This window comes from Gordonia sp. (in: high G+C Gram-positive bacteria), assembly GCF_047600385.1.
Taxonomy (GTDB): Bacteria; Actinomycetota; Actinomycetes; order Mycobacteriales; family Mycobacteriaceae; genus Gordonia.
Genome location: NZ_JASGKZ010000001.1, coordinates 1,313,996 through 1,330,988, shown reverse-complemented (window position 1 = coordinate 1,330,988; position 16,993 = coordinate 1,313,996). Strand labels below are relative to the sequence as shown.

Below are 16,993 nucleotides of genomic sequence, written 5' to 3'. Positions count from 1 at the left end.
CCTAGGCCTCATCGGAAATCCCCCATCGGCCAGGCGGTGATGTCACCGCCTGGCCGACAATCTGTTCGGACTCGTCTGTAGGTGATCACTCACGGCCTGTATACCTGCGGACTCCCCAAACAGTCAGCACCGAGAAGAGGATCGTCACACAGACCAGGACTCCGACTCTTGGCCAACTGTTGTCGCCGGGCAAAGCCTCGCCAAGCGAGAAGACGATCGCCAGGGGGAGACCGACGAAGGTGATCAGGTTGATCGCTGTACCGGTCCGCTCATCGATCGTCGCCCGACGAATATCGACCCGACGTTCAGCGATCCGGGAGAAGTGCGCGATTGATTCCTCGATCGATACTATCCCGGCCTGCAGGGCCGTTACCTCCTGAAAGTCTTCCAGCAGGCGCGCGGTGCGGCCGACCGATTCACCTCGGCGCATCCAATACCGCGATCGTAAGAAGACGAAGGACTCGTCGATGACGACCAGATCTTCCAGCACCTTCCGCTCGTTTTCATCGCCGGCCATCGCTCGACGCACCTGCTGCACGGCATTTTCGCGGAGGTCGATGACCATCATCTCGATCCGTCCGAGAATCAATGCATCCAGATAGATCGTTCGAGCGTAGACATGTGCCATCGGACGATAGTCGGTGCCAGGCGGGCAGTGCAGGAGAAAAGTGGTACCGGTGCCGCGCACCAGAGCTGACCAATCTTTTGATAGGTGCCGGACCTGCTCGTAGTCGGAGGTGATCGATTCAACCGAGCGGCTCATGTCTTGCAGAGTCTGTCCGGACGATGTCAGGCTCAATCGAAGTAGATTGCGATAACCGATGGTGTCGTCATCGTGAGGTGATACTGCAGAAACACCCGGAGAGCCACACTCTCCTTCGACGACCACGACCGGATAGATCGTCAACCGCGAAACGGCATCGTCGTCGGATGAGGGCATCGACTCCACCCACCGAAGGCTCGGATGGCTCGCCGCCACCCACCGACGGAACTCGGCCCCTCGGCCCGATATTCGGGTGGTGCTCCGCTCTCGCGCCAAAGCCTTCACAGCGGTGGCGGCGACATCCGGGTCCGGTCCAATAAGTTTCAAATGCAGTGCCACAACCCCGGGATGTCGATCACCCGAAAGCGACGTCTGTTCGGTATCGACTCTGATGACCTCCGCAGCGATCAGATGAGCATGTGGGAGCCCCATTTCTTCGAGTGAGATCGGCGAAAAATCCTGATGCACACGATTTTTTGAACCGTATAGACGGTCAGCGAGATGACCTGGAAAATTGGTGGCGCGCGCAGCCCCGTCTGTGACTATGCGGGTGCCGTTGTGGTCAACGTAGCTCAATGGAAGAGGACCAGCGGACCAGCCGGAGCCGGTGAGTTCTACCCATTCCTCCGGCAGTGCTACATCCATGAGGAGCACTGCATATTGATCAGGATACGAGGATTTTCCATTCATGCGAAACCTTACTCCATTTCATCGTTTCGACTAATTTCCGAGCCCTTATCCTGCTCAGCAATCCAGTTCTTCACCCAGCTACGCGGCTGATCGAGCATGGCAGCATAGACAGGATTGGATTCCGCCACTTCGATGACTAGTTGCGCAACATACTGATCCATGACGAATGATTCATCTCCACGAGAATAAGAGATCGGAGGATCCGTAATTCCATTCTCATTCAACTCCACAAACGACCGACGGCGGAGCGGAGTCTGATATGCCCCGATGAATCCTCGGAGATCTTCACGATTCGCCAGTTCCAGCGCAGAAGACTTAAATATCCCAATAAATCTCCCCGTAGCAGCTGAAACCGCAGTCGCAATGAGCACCCGCAATTGCGGAAGACTCCTCATTGACCTCAAATCAGCCATGTACGTTTCAACGAGAGAGTACGTCCAGATCTCATCTGTGGTTTCCTGGACCTGCTGCTTAGCCTCATCGGAAACTGCCGCCTCGAAGACCTTGTCTGCGATTTCCAAAAGACCTTCGCGCCCAACTAGACGAAGCGTTCCACCGACCCTGTCATGATATTCACGGACGAGATATCGGCGAGCCCGCTTCTGCGGGGAACCGATCAGCGAGGAAACCTGACCATCACCCATAGAGCCAGCATTAATTCCGTTGTCAGACCGAACCCAGTCGCCCTTGGTCTCGCTTGTCGCAATGGTCAAGTCGACGGGCTCACCGTTCGCCGATCGGCGTGCGGCCTCGGCGAGACACTGCTGCCAGATGATGTAATCACCGGGCGCCCGCTCGGCCCCCTTATCGAGATCTGCACTACCCGGGGTCTCTTGATTTTTCTTGATCCGAGCCTCGAACTCAGAACGAAGTTTGGTCAATTCTTGTTCAGTAGGCGCTTCCCCGACCTGATCGCCCAGAGCTTCATAAAGTCCACTGACAATGAAGTCAGTTTCACCGTTGACCTGATGCGTCGAATTCTCATCGATATAGGAGATGATCCTATCGGCAATGGATTCAACCTCAGATTTCAGAGCGATGATCTCTGGACTGCCATTGATAGTGGATCGACGACCCCACTTCTCCACCGCCTTGTTCAGACTTCGAGCCGCACTGCGAACCTCCCCCTTGGAGGCTTCATGATCGGTGCCGCGGCGCACTTGATCCCGAACCGCCCAAAACTCCTTGATCGTCTGGTGCGGAACAAATATGTTTCCACGCATCGCACCGAGTGCCTTGAGATACTGAAGCGCGGTGTCCTCATTGTATCGATAGAGGTCGATGAGGATGTTCGTATCAATGGCATACAGCGCCGCACGGGCGGTATCGACATCGTTATGCAGATCAGGATCGGATTGCTCAAAAAAGTCCGTGTAGATATTCGCCGCCATACTACAGTTCCCCTTCAGAAAAATTCGAGGCATGGCACCCCGGGCGATCATTCGATTCTATCGAGTCTCGCGGTCGACACCGACCGGACGGTGGCACCTCTGCTCACACCTCGGCATGAGCATCGACTCTCCGTACAGCAAAACACTACTAGCACCACGACGAGTGGTAAACAGGGAGAAGTCCCCAATCACCTGGCGCCGACCACATCCGTCCCCACAGTGGGGAGTTCTCCCCGTTTACGGCGCGTGCGGATCACCTTAGCGTTCTAACCACACCCGAAATCGAGGAGTAACCGTGAAGAGAATCAGCCTTGCACTCGCCCTGACCGCAGCCGCGACGACGGCCCTCACTGCCTGTGGCGACCACTCGACCACTGCCACCCCGTCGACCCCGGATACCATCGAGATCACCGGCCCAGCCGATGTCGGCACCCCCGCGTACAAGGTCGTCCCGGCGAGCGACACCTCGTGTGCTCACGTACATCACCAGGAGGTCGTGGACGAGACGATCGCCAGCCTCCCCCGGATCAACGACTGGGCGTGGCAGTCCTCGGGCGACACCTCAGGCTTCGAACCGTGCAACTCCCTCAGCTTCGCGACGACCACCACCGATATGCCCACCAACACCAGTCCGGTCGCGATCATGCTCTTCCACCACGACGATTTCATCGGCACCGCCTCGGAATGCTCACCGCCCATCGCAGAGGTGACGACCTCCGGTTTCGACACCGTCATCGTGACCTACCGCTACCCGGAGCAGGGCGATTCCAGCGTCGGCATGAGCGGCCGCGCGACCGTCACTTTCCGGTGGGAGAACGACGCACTCGTCAAGAGCGGCGACATCCCTGACCGGCTCGCTCAACTCGCCGGCTGCGAACTGTAGAGAAACTCTGAAACCACTCGACGGGTGCTCCGCCCCGGAGGCACGGACCTAATCGACGGACGGCCACTCCGCGACCGCCGCCGGGTCCTCGGGCGGGACGCCGATCATCTCCAGCAGGCGCGCCTGGCGTCGTCGTCCGGTGATCCGCAGGGACGGCTGACGCCCCTTGGCGCCGACCAGCGTCGGTGCGATCCCGACTCGGATCAGCGCGGTCGAGAGCGGTGCGTGGGTGTCCGGGGCGTGCGGATCCAGGTCGAGCACGTAGTGCGGCCCCTCCGGCCGGCCGGCGGCCAGCACCCACAGGCGCAGGGAGCGCGGCGACGGCGTCCACTGCTCGGGCACCGTCTTGACCGCACCGGCGGACCATCGACGGTGCAGTGCGGTCAGTCGGGGGTTCGCCTCGGTGCGGGCCAGCGGCGAACCCTCCTCGGACTCGGTCACCTCCGCCTCGATCCCGGTCGGGACGATCTCGGCGCAGATCGCCTCGGCCCGCCAGCGGTCGGCGACCACCACCGAGATCCGCGCGCCGAACGGGGTGTGCAGCGACTGGCCCGGTGCAGCGAGCAGTCCCGCCATGTCGTTGATGGCGGGATCCTCCGTCTCAGCAGAGAACAACGAGAACTGGCTCACCCGAAAGACTCTACGACGCGCCCCGCGATCGTCGTCGGACAGGCCCGAGCCTTGTCCCGACTGTGACGTGGCGGCCCGGTCCTCGACCGTCCACCAGGGGTGACGGCGCGGACCGCGACGGTCCGATCCCGGTACGTCGCAGTACGGACAACCCGTCGAGGACCAGGGCTCAGATCGCGTGGACACCGGTGGCCTGCAGGCCCTTGTCGCCCTGGCCGAGTTCGTACTCCACCCGCTGGTCCTCCTCGAGGGTGCGGAAACCGTCGCCCTCGATCTCGGTGTAGTGGACGAACACGTCGAGGTTCCCGTCGTCCGGTGCGATGAAGCCGTAGCCCTTCTCCGCGTTGAACCACTTCACAGTTCCCTGCGCCATCTGCTGCATCCCTCTTCTGACACACTCCTGCCGAAGCGAAGGACTCGCGTCGGCGGTCTACGACCGAGACCTAGCTAACCAGGTTTCCCGAGGTCGTGACACTCCGAGGAGCGCAGACTCACAGACCGCGAAGCCGCTCGCCGGGGAGGCGCCTCCCCGGCTCCGGCGCCTACCATGGAACGTCGGGGAACGACGACGAGCGAGGGCGGGATCGATGGCGCAGTCCACCTACGGCACCGAGCTGCTCGGCCGCACCCTCGCCGGCGAGCCCGCCGACGAGAGTCCCCTCACCCACACCGCCGTGATCCCCACCCGGACCGCGGAGTTCACCGACTGGCCGGAATGGGTTCCGGACGCGGTGCGCGAGGTGTTCACCGAGCGCGGCATCGTCCGCCCGTGGCGTCATCAGATCGAGGCCGCCGAGCACGCCGCCGCCGGCCGGCACGTGAACATCTGCACCGGCACGGCCTCGGGCAAGTCGCTCGCCTACCAGCTGCCGATCCTCACCCGCTTCGTGCAGGATCCGAACACCACCGCGCTCTACCTCTCCCCCACCAAGGCCCTGGGCACCGACCAGCTGCGCGCCGTCTCCCGGCTCGTCGCGGGCCGCGAGGAGTTCGGCGGCCTGCAGCCCGCCGTGTACGACGGCGACACCGAGACCGAGCTCCGGCAGTGGGCGCGGCTGCACTCGCGATGGATCTTCACCAACCCGGACATGCTGCACATCGGGATCGACTCGACGCACGCGAAGTGGCGGCAGTTCTTCTCCCGGCTGGCGTTCGTCGTCGTCGACGAATGTCATCACTATCGGGGCGTCTTCGGTTCGCACACCGCGCTGGTGCTGCAGCGGACGCTCCGCCTGGCCCGGCGGTACGGCGCCGACCCGGTGGTGATCGGGGCGAGCGCCACCGTCGCCAATCCCGCCGAGGCGCTCTCCCGACTGATCAACCGCCCGGTGGAGGCCGTCACCGCCGACACCTCCCCGCACGGCGAACGCACCGTCGCTCTGTGGGAACCGGGTTTCCTCGACGACCGGCAGGGCGAGAACGACGCCCCGGTACGACGACCCGCCGCCGCCGAAGCCGCCCGGCTGCTCGCCGACTTCGTGATCGAGGGCGCGCGCACCCTGTGCTTCGTGCGCAGTCGGCGCGGCGCCGAGATCACCGCGCTCCGCGCACAGCAGCTCCTCGCCGAGGCCGCGCCGACGCTCGTCGACCGGGTGGCCGCCTACCGCGCGGGCTATCTGGCCGACGACCGACGCAAGTTGGAACGCGCCCTGGCCGACGGCGGACTCCTCGGTGTCGCCACCACCAACGCACTCGAACTCGGCGTCGACATCAGCGGCCTGGATGCGGTGATCGTCGCCGGTTATCCCGGGACCGTCGCCTCGTTCTGGCAGCAGGCCGGGCGGGCGGGACGACGCGGCGAGGGTTCCCTCGTGGTGCTGGTCGCGCGCGACGATCCGCTGGACACCTACCTGGTCCACCATCCCGAAGCGCTGCTGGACCGCCCGGTGGAGGCCGCCGTCACCGACCCGTCGAACCCGTACATCCTGGGCCCGCACCTGCTGTGCGCGGCGGCGGAACTGCCGCTCACCGAGGACGACGTCGAGGCGTTCGGCGCACACGACGTGGTGGCCCGGCTCACCGAGGAACGTCTGCTCCGCCGCCGGAAGGCGGGCTGGTACCCGGCCCCGTCGACGATCTCCGGGGACGGCGGACCGTGGGCCGAGATCGACATCCGCGGCGGGATCGGCGGGCAGGTGCTGATCGTCGACACCACCACCTCGCGGCTGTTGGGCACCGTCGATTCCGCGCGCGCCAAACGCAGCGTCCACCCGGGCGCGGTCTACCTGCACCGGGGCGAGAGCTTCGTGATCGACGACCTCGACCTCGACGAGTTCCTGGCCTTCGCCCACCCCGAGGAACCGGACTGGACCACCTCGGTCCGCGAGGTGAGCGAGGTGGAGGTGCTGAAGGTGCTCGAACGACGACGCTTCGGCCCGCTCACCGTCGGATTCGCCGACGTCCTGGTGACCGAGGAGGTGGTCGGCTACCTGCGTAAGGCGCTGTCCGGGGAGATCCTCGACTCGGTGACGCTGAGCCTGCCTGCGGAGCGGCTGGAGACCAGATCGGTGACGGTCACCGTGGAACCGGAGGCGCTGATCGCGGCCGGGATCGCCCCCGACAAATTTCCCGGAGCGCTGCACGCCGCCGAGCACGCGATGATCGGCATGCTCGGCCTGGTGGCGACCTGCGACCGCTGGGACATCGGCGGGCTGAGCACCAACGCGCACCCGGGCACCGGGCTGCCGAGCATCTTCGTCTACGACGGCTTCCCCGGCGGCGCCGGTTTCGCCGAGCGCGGCCACCAGGCGTTCGGCCCCTGGATCGCCGCGACGCTCGCCGCGGTGTCCGGGTGCGCATGCCGATCCGGCTGCCCGTCGTGCGTGCAGAGCCCCAAATGCGGCAACGGCAACGAGCCGCTCGACAAGGCGGCGGCGATCAAGACCCTGCGCCTGCTGAAAAGGCTGTTCGACGGATAACCCTGACCTCCCCGCCGATCCCTGAGCCGCCCACGAACGCACCAAACCGCGTACCACCGGTCCCTGAGCCGACCACGAACACACCAAACCGCGTACCACCGGTCCCTGAGCCGACCACGAACACACCAAGCCGCGTACCGCCGATCCCTGAGCCGCCAGTGAGCGCAGCGAGTCGGCGAGTCGGCGAGTCGAAGGGTCCCGGTCCCCGGAAAGGGTGGTTTCGACACGGCTCGTCACTGCGTTCCTCCCCGGCTCAACCGGCGAAAGAAGACCGTCCCCCCCGAGAACAGACCACTCAACCGGCGGAAAGAAGACCGCCCCAAAGACCAGCCCACTCGACCGCGAAAAGAAGACCAACCCAGAGACCAGACCACTCGGCCGCGGAGAGAAGACCGTCCCGAGAACAGACCACTCGACCGGCGAAAGAAGACCACCGAATGGTCCACGCCCTAGAAACCCGGCCACACCGATCCAGGCATCGCACAGCGCCCTCTGGCATCGGGTGAGGGGTAGGACGACGATTTCGCGTCGAACGTCTCCGCACGACACGCGCCGATCCGGGTGCGGGCGCGCTCTCTCGGCACGAGTCGCGTGGCGAGGACCAGTGAGACCGAAGATCGTCGTCCTACCCCGCCCCACCCAGGGCCAGGCGGTCTCCGATCTACTCGGCCACGAGCGCGACAGCCTGCCGCGCGATCGCCAGCTCCTCGTTGGTCGGCACCACCAGCACCTCGATCCGGGAGGACCGCGTGGAGATCCGGCGCGGTTCCGGCGACCGGACCGCGTTGAGTTCCGGATCGATCTCGATCCCGTACGTCTGCAGGTGCGCGAGCGCGTCGGCACGGACGCGGGCGGCGTTCTCTCCGACGCCCGCGGTGAACACGATCGCGTCGACCGGGCCGAGTTCGATCATGTACGCGCCCAGGTAGTGCCGCAGCCGGTGCAGGTACACCTTGTACGCGAGCGTCGCGGCCTCGTCGCCGTCGTCGACCCGTTCCAGCACCGAGCGGAAGTCGTTGTCGCCGCAGAGCCCCTTGAGGCCCGACCGCTTGTTGTAGAGGTGGTCGATCTCGTCGATGCTCATCCCGGCGACGCGGGCGAGCTGGAAGGCGATCCCGGGGTCGATGTCGCCGGTGCGGGTGCCCATCACAAGTCCTTCGAGCGGGGTCATGCCCATCGAGGTGTCGATCGGCCGTCCCTCCCGCACCGCCGACATCGACGCCCCGTTGCCCAGGTGCATCACGATCTGGTTCACCTCGGAGACCGGTCGGCCGAGGAACTCCGCGGCCTTCGCCGAGACGTACTGGTGGCTGGTGCCGTGGAAGCCGTACCGGCGGATCGCGTACTCGCGCGCCACGTCGGCGTCGAGCGCGTAGGTCGCCGACTCCTCCGGGAGGTCGTGGAAGAAGGCGGTGTCGAAGATCGCCACGGCCGGGACGTCGGGCAGCAGCGACGAGACCGCTTCGACGCCGATCAGGTTCGGCGGATTGTGCAGCGGTGCGAGCGGCGCGAGTCGCGCGATCTCCGAGCGCACCCGCTCGTCGATCACCGTCGGGGCGAAGAAGCTCCGGCCGCCGTGCACCACTCGGTGTCCCACCGCCGCGAGTTCCGCGGACTCCAGGTCGAGTCCGTCTTCGCGGAGCAGCCCGGTGACGTGTTCGATGGCCGCGCGGTGATCGGGGAGCACCGTGTCGACCGTGCGCTCGTTCCCGCCCGCGACGTGTTTGATCCGCGACGCGTCCTCACCGATCCGCTCGGCCAGGCCGTCGGCGTACACGTGCTCTGTGCGCGGGTCGACGAGCTGATATTTCAACGACGACGAGCCGGCGTTGATCACGAGCACGGCTCCGGGGGCGATCTCGGTCATGGGGTCTCCTCGTTCATGGGGTGGGGTGGTCTCGACTCCGCTCGACCATCGAGAGGGGCCCGACCACCGAAGTGGACTCGACCGCCGAAGCTGACTCGACCGGTGGAACGGGCCCGGCGGGAGGTGGAGCCGCGTGACCGGGCATCTCAGTCGGCGTCTTCGGCGGCCTTGGCCTTCTTGATGTTCTGGGCCTGGATCGCGGTGATGGCGACGGTGTTGACGATGTCGGAGACCAGGGCGCCGCGCGAGAGGTCGTTCATCGGTTTGTTCAGACCCTGGAGCACCGGGCCGATGGCAATCGCGCTCGCGCTGCGCTGCACGGCCTTGTAGGTGTTGTTGCCGGTGTTCAGGTCCGGGAAGATCAGCACCGTCGCCTTGCCCGCGACCGGGGAGTCCGGGCATCTTGGCGCTGGCCACCGAGGGGTCGATCGCGGCGTCGTACTGGATCGGGCCCTCCACCAGCAGTTCCGGCGCCCGCTCGCGCACCAGGTCGGTGGCGGTGCGCACCTTGTCGACGTCGGCGCCGCTGCCCGAGCCGCCCGTCGAGTACGACAGCATCGCGATCCGCGGCTCGATGCCGAACGACGACGCCGTGCCCGCCGACGAGATCGCGATGTCGGCGAGCTCCTCCGCGGTGGGGTCGGGCAGCACGGCGCAGTCGCCGTAGGTGAGGACCTTGTCGGCCAGGCACATGAAGAACACGCTCGACACCGTGGACACGCCGGGCTGGGTCTTGATGATCTCGAAGGCCGGCCGGATGGTCTGCGCGGTGGTGTGCACGGCGCCGGAGACCATGCCGTCGACCATGCCGGTGTGCAGCATCATGGTTCCGAAGTACGACTCGTCGCGGACGATCTCCTGCGCGCGGTCGAGCGTCATGCCCTTGTGTTTGCGGAGTTCGGTGTAGATCCCGGCGAACTCCTCGACCAGCGGGCTGGTGCGCGGATCCAGGATGTCGACCGCCGAGAGGTCGATCCCGAGTTCCTCCGCGCGGCGTCGTACCGAGTCCTCCTGGCCGAGGATGGTCAACCGCGCCACGTTGCGGCGCAGCAGCCGGCCGGCGGCGCGCAGGATGCGGTCGTCGTCGCCCTCCGGCAGCACGATGTGCTGGACGTCGGATTTGGCCTGCGCGAGCAGTTGGTACTCGAACATCTGCGGGGTGACGACCTCGGACGGGTGCAGGTTCAGCTCGGTGAACAGCCCTTCGGCCACCATGTGCTTCTCCATGAGGGCCAGCGCGCCGTCGATCTTGCGGACCGAGCCCGCGGTGATCCGGCCGCGCGTGGAGGCGCAGCGTCGTGCGGTCTCGTACGTGCCGTACTCGCACTGCAGGATCGGCAGCGTCGGCCGCAGTCCCTTCACCAGTGCGTCGATCATCGGATGCGGTTTGAGGCCGCCGTTCATGATGATCCCGGCCAGCCGCGGGAAGCCCTGCGCGGCGTTGGCGTTGACCAGCGACAGCAGCACGTCGGAGCGGTCGGCGGGGGCGATCACCAGCGTCGACTCGTTGAGTCGTTCGAGGATGTGTTCGACGGTCATGCCGCCGACCATCACGTCGATCGCCTCGCGATCGAGCAGGTCCTCGTCGCCGCTGTAGAGCTTCGCGTCGAGCGCCTCGGCGAGTTCTCCCATGGTCGGCGCGAACAGCAGCGGCTCCTCCGGCAGCGCCCAGGCCCGCACCCCGGTCTCGGTGATCGCCGCGACCACCTCGGCCAGCTGGTGCGCCTCGCAACGGTTCGCGACGACGCCGACGACGGTGCCGTGGGAGGACGCGATGTCTCCTTCGAGCAGTTCCACGAGCGACTTGATCTCGCTCGGGGTGCGGTCGAGGGCCTTGACGACCAGCAGCACGGGCGCCGAGAGGTTGGCGGCGATCCGGGCGTTGTAGCCGAGTTCGGAGGGCGCGGCGATGTCGGTGTAGTCGGAGCCGAGGATCAGCACGTTGTCGCAGCGTTCGGCGACCGCGTGGTAGCGGGTCACGATCTCGGCGATGGCCGCCTCCGGGTCGGCGTGGACGTCGTCGTAGGTGACGCCGATGCACTCCTCGTACGGCACGTCGACCGACGTGTACTCGATCAGGAGGTCGAGCACGTAGTCGCGTTTGCCGGGGGCGGCACGCGAGATGGGGCGGAAGATCCCGACCCGGCCGCCGGTGGCGGCGAGCTGCACCAGGACACCCAGCGCCACGGTCGATTTGCCGGTGTCACCCTCCGCCGACGCGATGTAGATGGCACGTGTGCCCGAGTCCCCGTTGCCCGTCATGCGATCAGGGTAACCCGCAGACGGCCGCGCCCACCGGATCGCCGACGGGCCCGTCGGCGAAAGCGGGACCTGCGGACCGGGTGCCGCCGGCCGGTGCGGTGCTCTCGGACGACGGCGGTGCTATCGGACGACGGCGCGGACCACGAGGTTCGCGATCTGGTCGTCGGTGAGCGCGCTCTGCGGGACCAGCATGCAGCAGTAGACGGTGCGCACCATCATCTCGACGCCGCCGCGGGCGTCGGGGTACAGGGTCTGCGCCTCGTCGTCGTCGAGCTCCTCCAGGGTCGCCTCGACGATCATCTCGATCAGCGTCGGCCCCTCGGCGTCGCGGGCGGTGACCAGCGAGCCGACGATCACCTCGGGCTCGTTCGCCAGGACGTACTGCAGCGCGTCGTGCTCGCGGATGTACCGCAGGGCCTCGACGACGCGCCTGTGCACCCGGCTCGCGACGTCGGGCTCGTCGGCGCCCCACTCGACGATCTTGACGCGCATCAGGCCGAGTTCACGCTGCACGATGGCCGAGACCAGCGCATCCCGGCCGCCGAACATGCGGTACGCGGTGGCGCGGGCGACCCCCGCCTGCCGGGCCACCGAGGTGAGACTCAACGCTCGTGCGCCGACCTTCGCGATCAAGCCGACGCCGACGTCGACCAATCGATCACTGTCCATCGGCTACCGGGAGTCGTCGATGACGTGCATGGCCGCTTCTTCGGCCGAGGCGCCCGCGCCGTCGACGCCGGTGTCGTGCGCGAGCATCTGCGCGTCGACGTCCGCCGCGGTGCCCTCGTCGGGCGCCACCAGGCGGCCCGCACGGCGGGCGCCCGCCTCGCCGTCGGACGGGAAGTCCGGATCGGAACCGTCCTCGGCGTCGTAGACCTCGGGCTCCTCCTCGGCCAGCCGCCGGTCCAGGTCCTCGTGGTCGGGGTGCTCGACGGGCCGACGATCGGGCGGCGAGTACCCCCGGTCCAGCACGTCGGTCAGCTCGCCGTCGGCCAGGGTCTCCTCCGGCTGCAGCTGCTCGGACTGGTAGTCGCCGTCGAACGCATCGTCGGAATCGCTCATGCCGACACTGTATCGACTCAGCGACGCCAGGGTTCGTACGCGCGGGGATCCTCCACCGGTTCGAGATGAATCGTCACGACCAGATCGGGCAGCGTCTCGCGCAACGCCTGTTCCACGTCCTCGACGCGGTCGTGCCCGCGCCGCACGGTCCAGTCGCCCGGCACCAGCATGTGCAGCTGGACGAAGCGCAGCCGACCCGACTCCCGTGTCCGGACGTCGTGGAAGGCGATGCCGTCGACCCGGAAGCGGTCCAGGACGTCGTCGATCGCCGCGCGGTCGGCGGCGGGCAACGCGGCATCCATCAGCCCCGCGGTGGACCGCCGGATCAGCAGGAATCCGACGACGAGGATGTTGACCGCCACCGCGATGGCGACCACCGCGTCCAGGCGCGTCCAGCCGGTGACCGCGACCAGCGCGACCCCGACGATCACCCCGGCCGTGGTCCACACGTCGGTCATCAGGTGTTTTCCGTCGGCCTCCAGGGTGATGGACCGGTGGGCCCGGCCCGCCCGCAACAGCAGCAGCGCGACCCCGCCGTTCAACGCGGCCGCCGCCACCGAGATCAGCAGGCCGACCCCGAGAGATTCCAGTTCCCGCGGATGCAGCAGCCGCTCGATCGCGGTGTACACGATCAGTCCGGCCGCGACGACGATCATCACGCCCTCGATCACCGCGGAGAAGTACTCGCTCTTGGCGTGTCCGAAGTTGTGCGAGTCGTCGGCCGGCCGTGCGGCGATGCGCAGCGCTCCGAACGCCACCACGGCGGCCACCAGGTTCACCACGGACTCGGCGGCATCGGAGAGCAGACCCACCGATCCGGTGAGCAGCCACGCGCCGGCCTTCAACGCGATGGTGGCGATCGCGGTCGCGATGCTGAGCAGCGCCCAGCGACTGAGGTCCTGGCCTCGAGCGTTCTCCATGTCGGCATCCTCTCGCAGTTCCGTGCCGGTCGCCCGCGCCGGCCCGTCGGCGCGGCCACCGATCCGGCACTACCTCCCGGTAAGTTCGCGATTCGCGCGCATCGTCGTCGTCGAAGGAGCATCGTGGGGGCATGCTCGACGAGCTGGAGACTCAGGCCCACGAGTTCTACACGGCCGGTGAGTACACCCATGCACTCGCGGACTTCTCGGTGCTTCGCGAGGTGCGCGCACGCCGCGAGGGCCCCTACTCGGTGAAGTATCTGCGGGCCCTGCACTGGAGCGTCCGCTGCATGCGGCCCCTCCAGCTCTGGCAGGACACCGATCTGTTGTGCCGTGAACTGCACGCCAAGTACGTCCGCACCCACGGGCGCGGCGAGGCCGACACCGTCGACGTCGCCGAGCACTGGGCGTGGGCGATGGTGCACCTGGATGCGGTGAACGCGGCCGTCGCGCTCTACGTCCGGACCGCCGACGCCGTCTGGGACACCGATCTGGCCACGGCACGACGACTCCTCGGCGCCGCCGCCGTCCACACGCGACGCCTGGCCGACGACTCCGTCGACGCCCTCGCCGGGATCGCCCTGACCCACACCACCGAACTCGCCGAATCGTTCCGGAATCTGGCGAAGCGGCTCGGGAACGACGACGCCGCGCCGTCGATCGATCTCGGCGGCGCGACGCCGGTGTGAGTCGAGCCCGATCCGGCTCCTGGCCGGATCAGGCCGGGCCGGATCAGGCGGTCGGCACCTTCTTCGGCAGTGCGACCAGAGTGACGATGCTGGTGATCACCAGCATCAGGCCGAGGACCCACATCAGGGTCGGCAGCGTGTCGATCGGCGACATCACCAGCAGCACGATGCCGGCGAACACCGAGATCAGGCCGCCCACGATGCCCAGCCACCGCGGCGCCAGGGTGAGTCCGGTGCCCGAGCCGACCAGGTCCTGGATGCCGTTGAAGATCCATCCGATGCCGATGAACGTCGCCAGCATCCACCAGGCCTCACCGGGGCTGATGACGGCGATCGCGCCGCACACCACCATCAAGACGCCCAGGACCAGCATCAACACCCGCATGCCGGTGCCGAGCCCGGTGGTCGAGAAGGCGAAGAACAGCCGGAACAGGCCGACGGTGATGAGCGAGATGCCCAACAGCAGTCCGGCGACGAAGACGGTGACGGCCGGCCACGCCATCATCATCACGCCCAGGACGATGCCGAGGACCGAGACGAAGACGACGCCGGAACGGACGGCGTTGACCGCCTCGGCGGGCAGCGCGGGACGGAGGTCGTTGTTGATCATGGGCAAAGCGTAGCCCCGGCATCACGTCCGGACGGCGGTTCTTCCCGCACGACGTCGAGCGGGTCAGCCCTTGAGCTGCTTCTCCAACTCGGCGATCTCGCCGGTCTGCGAATCGATGATCTCCTGCGCCAGCGTGCGCATGTCCGGGTTCTGCCCCTGCGCGAGCTCGGTCTTCGCCATCGCGACGGCGCCCCGGTGGTGCGCGATCATCATGGTGATCCACTCGCGGTCGAACTCCGCACCGGACAGCTTCTCCAGACCCGCCATCTGGTCGGGCGTCATCATGCCCTCCATCTGGTGCCCGGAGTGGTCGGCGTCGACGCTCGGCACCGGCTTCCCCCACGACTTCAGCGCCGCGCTCATCTGATCGATCTCCGGCTGCTGCGCCTTCTTCACCTCGTCGGCGAACCCGGTCAGCCAGGCGTTCTTCGTCCGCGACGGAACCAGATCGGCCATCTCGACGGCCTGCGAGTGATGCGGGATCATCATCGTCGCGAACTCGACGTCGGCCGCAACGGTCTGCGGCGCCACCGAGGTCGCCGCCGCCGACGGCGCATGCGAGTGGCCGTGGGCGTCGTGTGCGGCGTGGTCGTCGGACGTCGAGTCGTCCGACGATCCGCAGGCGACGAGCAGCGCGGTCGCCGCGATTCCCACGGCTGCGGCGGAGAGACGCCGTCGATTGAACATTGTTTTCATCATGTCTCCACTTCCTACCGGCTGAGCACGCCGTCGGCCACCGCTTCGGCGACGGCCTCCTCGCGCTCGGCCTCCTCCTCTTCGGCCTGGGCCCTCTTGCGCGGCTGGATGTAGCGCTTGTCCACCCAGGTCACCGTGCCGACCACCGTGGCGGCCAGCAGCCAGCCGATCAGGATGTCGAAGACGTAGTGCTCGGCGGTGTAGACCAGCGCGAACGCCATCACCAGCGCGTAACCCATGAACATCGTTCGGCCCAGCGCCTTGGTCCGCGGCCACATGAACAGGGCCAGCAGCATGGTGAGACCGGCGTGCAACGACGGGATCGCGGCCACCAGGTTCGACTTGCCCTGGCCGCCCTTGATCAGCTTCTCGGCCTGGTCGATGCCCAGCACGTTCCAGCCGCGGGCGGAGATGCGCTCCACGTACGGTGCCGCGCCCTCCTGCTTCGGCTCCACCTGGCCGAGGATGTTGCCCGGAACGGGCCCCTCGGGCCGGTACATGCACGGCGGGTCGTGCGGGAAGCCCTGCACGTCGGCCGCGGTGCACTTGGCCGCGGCCCACGGCGGAGCGGCCGGGACCAGGGTGTATCCGATCAGGCCGATGAAGCTGGTCGCGATGAAGCAGACCGCGAAACGACGCCAGACCGCCCGGTTCCTGACCCACAGCACCGCCGCCGTCGCATAGGGGACGATGAAGTACGACATGTAGACGAAGCTGACGAAGATCTCCCACCAGGGCGGCGTGGGCATCTTGATCTGCGACTGCAGCCAGACGGTCGGGTTGACCCCGAACATCCAGGCGTCGGCGTCTGCGGCCAGATGCCAGTGCGTCGGCATCTCCAGCCACAGCGCGACGTTGCGCGTCCAGTCGTAGAGCATCAGGATCAGCACGAAGGGCAGCCAGTCGATGATGACGGTGATCGCCCGGCGCCGACCGATGGTGGCCGCGGCCATGCCGAAGGCCAGGTAGAGGATCAGTCGGGTGCGGTCGAAGGCGATGCCCCGGTTGAAGATCTCGAAGGCGATCGCGCTGAACCACACCAGCAGCAGGGCGCGGCGGATCCAGACCAGCTTGCGATTGGTCTCGTCCACCACCTCGATCGGCGCGTGCTCGTCCGGGGCGGCGCCGTCGGTTCCCTTCTCGACGGCGTCCTTCGCACCGGCGGCCGGCTCCTCGTTCTCGCCGGCCCGCGGCCCTGCGGCTCCGGGCTCCCCCGGATCCCTTCGACCGCCGCCCTCGACGATCGCGGCCTCCCCGGTCACGGCCGGAGCGGCATCGTCGACCGGGTCCGCCCCGTCGGCCCGCGAAGCCGGGCTGTTCACACTCACGTCGTCTTGCTCCTGCGGTCGTGCAGCCCGGAGACCCTGCGGGCGCGAATAGTTCCTGTTCACCACGATGCCGACGTGCGTCCACCACGTCGTCATCCGGCTCAGAGTACTCGAAGAATCGGACAGATCGGGGCACCCGCGGACTTCTGCGGACCGGCCGGAAGCCGCGCCCGTCGTGACTCCGGGCGAGTCGGAGCACGTCTCCGCCGGGACCGGAATCGAGTCGTGCCGACCCCGCGATGCCCACCGGAGCAGCGGCGCCGGCGGACGCCCCGACCGTCCTC

Annotated in this window: 14 protein-coding genes and 1 pseudogene; 3 read left to right on the top strand and 12 right to left on the bottom strand. The window is 67.0% G+C overall.

Annotated elements, in window-relative coordinates; translation table 11 throughout:
- Positions 1–85: 85 nt before the first annotated feature.
- The gene (locus tag QM809_RS05785) at positions 86–1,453 is read right to left on the bottom strand and encodes a hypothetical protein (protein ID WP_415044862.1); all 1,368 of its coding nucleotides are present in this window, start codon (positions 1,451–1,453) and stop codon (positions 86–88) included.
- Positions 1,454–1,461: 8 nt separating this feature from the next.
- Complete coding sequence (locus QM809_RS05780; protein ID WP_415044861.1) at positions 1,462–2,844, bottom strand: PIN-like domain-containing protein; 1,383 nt, start codon at positions 2,842–2,844, stop codon at positions 1,462–1,464.
- Between the two features lie 295 nt (positions 2,845–3,139).
- On the opposite strand from QM809_RS05780, the gene QM809_RS05775 reads away from it, so the two are divergent.
- The gene (locus QM809_RS05775) at positions 3,140–3,727 is read left to right on the top strand and encodes an LppP/LprE family lipoprotein (protein ID WP_415044860.1); all 588 of its coding nucleotides are present in this window, start codon (positions 3,140–3,142) and stop codon (positions 3,725–3,727) included.
- A gap of 48 nt (positions 3,728–3,775) precedes the next feature.
- On the opposite strand, the gene QM809_RS05770 is transcribed toward QM809_RS05775, so the two are convergent.
- Both QM809_RS05770 and QM809_RS05765 read right to left on the bottom strand, forming a co-directional pair.
- Positions 3,776–4,357 carry a hypothetical protein gene (locus QM809_RS05770; RefSeq protein ID WP_415044859.1) on the bottom strand — a complete coding sequence of 194 codons (582 nt, stop codon included), beginning with the start codon at positions 4,355–4,357 and terminating at the stop codon, positions 3,776–3,778.
- A 169-nt stretch (positions 4,358–4,526) separates the two neighbouring features.
- Positions 4,527–4,730: a cold-shock protein gene (locus QM809_RS05765; protein ID WP_415044858.1), complete on the bottom strand. Its 204-nt coding sequence runs from the start codon at positions 4,728–4,730 to the stop codon at positions 4,527–4,529.
- Between the two features lie 214 nt (positions 4,731–4,944).
- Between QM809_RS05765 and QM809_RS05760 the strand changes: the two genes are divergently transcribed.
- Complete coding sequence (locus QM809_RS05760; protein ID WP_415044857.1) at positions 4,945–7,275, top strand: DEAD/DEAH box helicase; 2,331 nt, start codon at positions 4,945–4,947, stop codon at positions 7,273–7,275.
- A gap of 661 nt (positions 7,276–7,936) precedes the next feature.
- On the opposite strand, the gene QM809_RS05755 is transcribed toward QM809_RS05760, so the two are convergent.
- The 5 genes and pseudogenes from QM809_RS05755 to QM809_RS05735 form a co-directional block, all read right to left on the bottom strand.
- The gene (locus QM809_RS05755) at positions 7,937–9,142 is read right to left on the bottom strand and encodes an acetate kinase (RefSeq protein WP_415044856.1); all 1,206 of its coding nucleotides are present in this window, start codon (positions 9,140–9,142) and stop codon (positions 7,937–7,939) included.
- Between the two features lie 146 nt (positions 9,143–9,288).
- Positions 9,289–11,404, bottom strand: a pseudogene (gene pta / locus QM809_RS05750) (phosphate acetyltransferase).
- Between the two features lie 120 nt (positions 11,405–11,524).
- A complete protein-coding gene (locus tag QM809_RS05745; protein WP_415044855.1) occupies positions 11,525–12,073 on the bottom strand; it encodes a TetR/AcrR family transcriptional regulator in 549 nt (182 codons plus the stop codon).
- A gap of 3 nt (positions 12,074–12,076) precedes the next feature.
- A complete protein-coding gene (locus tag QM809_RS05740; RefSeq protein WP_415044854.1) occupies positions 12,077–12,466 on the bottom strand; it encodes a DUF5709 domain-containing protein in 390 nt (129 codons plus the stop codon).
- A 17-nt stretch (positions 12,467–12,483) separates the two neighbouring features.
- Positions 12,484–13,386, bottom strand: a complete 903-nt coding sequence (locus tag QM809_RS05735) for a cation diffusion facilitator family transporter (protein ID WP_415044853.1) — start codon at positions 13,384–13,386, stop codon at positions 12,484–12,486.
- 131 nt (positions 13,387–13,517) lie between these two features.
- On the opposite strand from QM809_RS05735, the gene QM809_RS05730 reads away from it, so the two are divergent.
- Positions 13,518–14,075, top strand: coding sequence for a hypothetical protein (locus tag QM809_RS05730; RefSeq protein WP_415044852.1), 558 nt, complete (start codon positions 13,518–13,520; stop codon positions 14,073–14,075).
- A 43-nt stretch (positions 14,076–14,118) separates the two neighbouring features.
- Here the strand turns inward: QM809_RS05730 and QM809_RS05725 are convergent, their stop codons facing one another.
- The 3 genes from QM809_RS05725 to QM809_RS05715 all read right to left on the bottom strand — a co-directional run bounded on the left by QM809_RS05725 (position 14,119) and on the right by QM809_RS05715 (position 16,805).
- Entirely contained in the window at positions 14,119–14,685 is a 567-nt protein-coding gene (locus QM809_RS05725; RefSeq protein ID WP_415044851.1) for an HdeD family acid-resistance protein, read from the bottom strand.
- 63 nt (positions 14,686–14,748) lie between these two features.
- Entirely contained in the window at positions 14,749–15,384 is a 636-nt protein-coding gene (locus tag QM809_RS05720; RefSeq protein ID WP_415044850.1) for a DUF305 domain-containing protein, read from the bottom strand.
- An 11-nt stretch (positions 15,385–15,395) separates the two neighbouring features.
- The gene (locus QM809_RS05715; protein ID WP_415044849.1) at positions 15,396–16,805 is read right to left on the bottom strand and encodes a phosphatase PAP2 family protein; all 1,410 of its coding nucleotides are present in this window, start codon (positions 16,803–16,805) and stop codon (positions 15,396–15,398) included.
- Positions 16,806–16,993 lie beyond the last annotated feature (188 nt).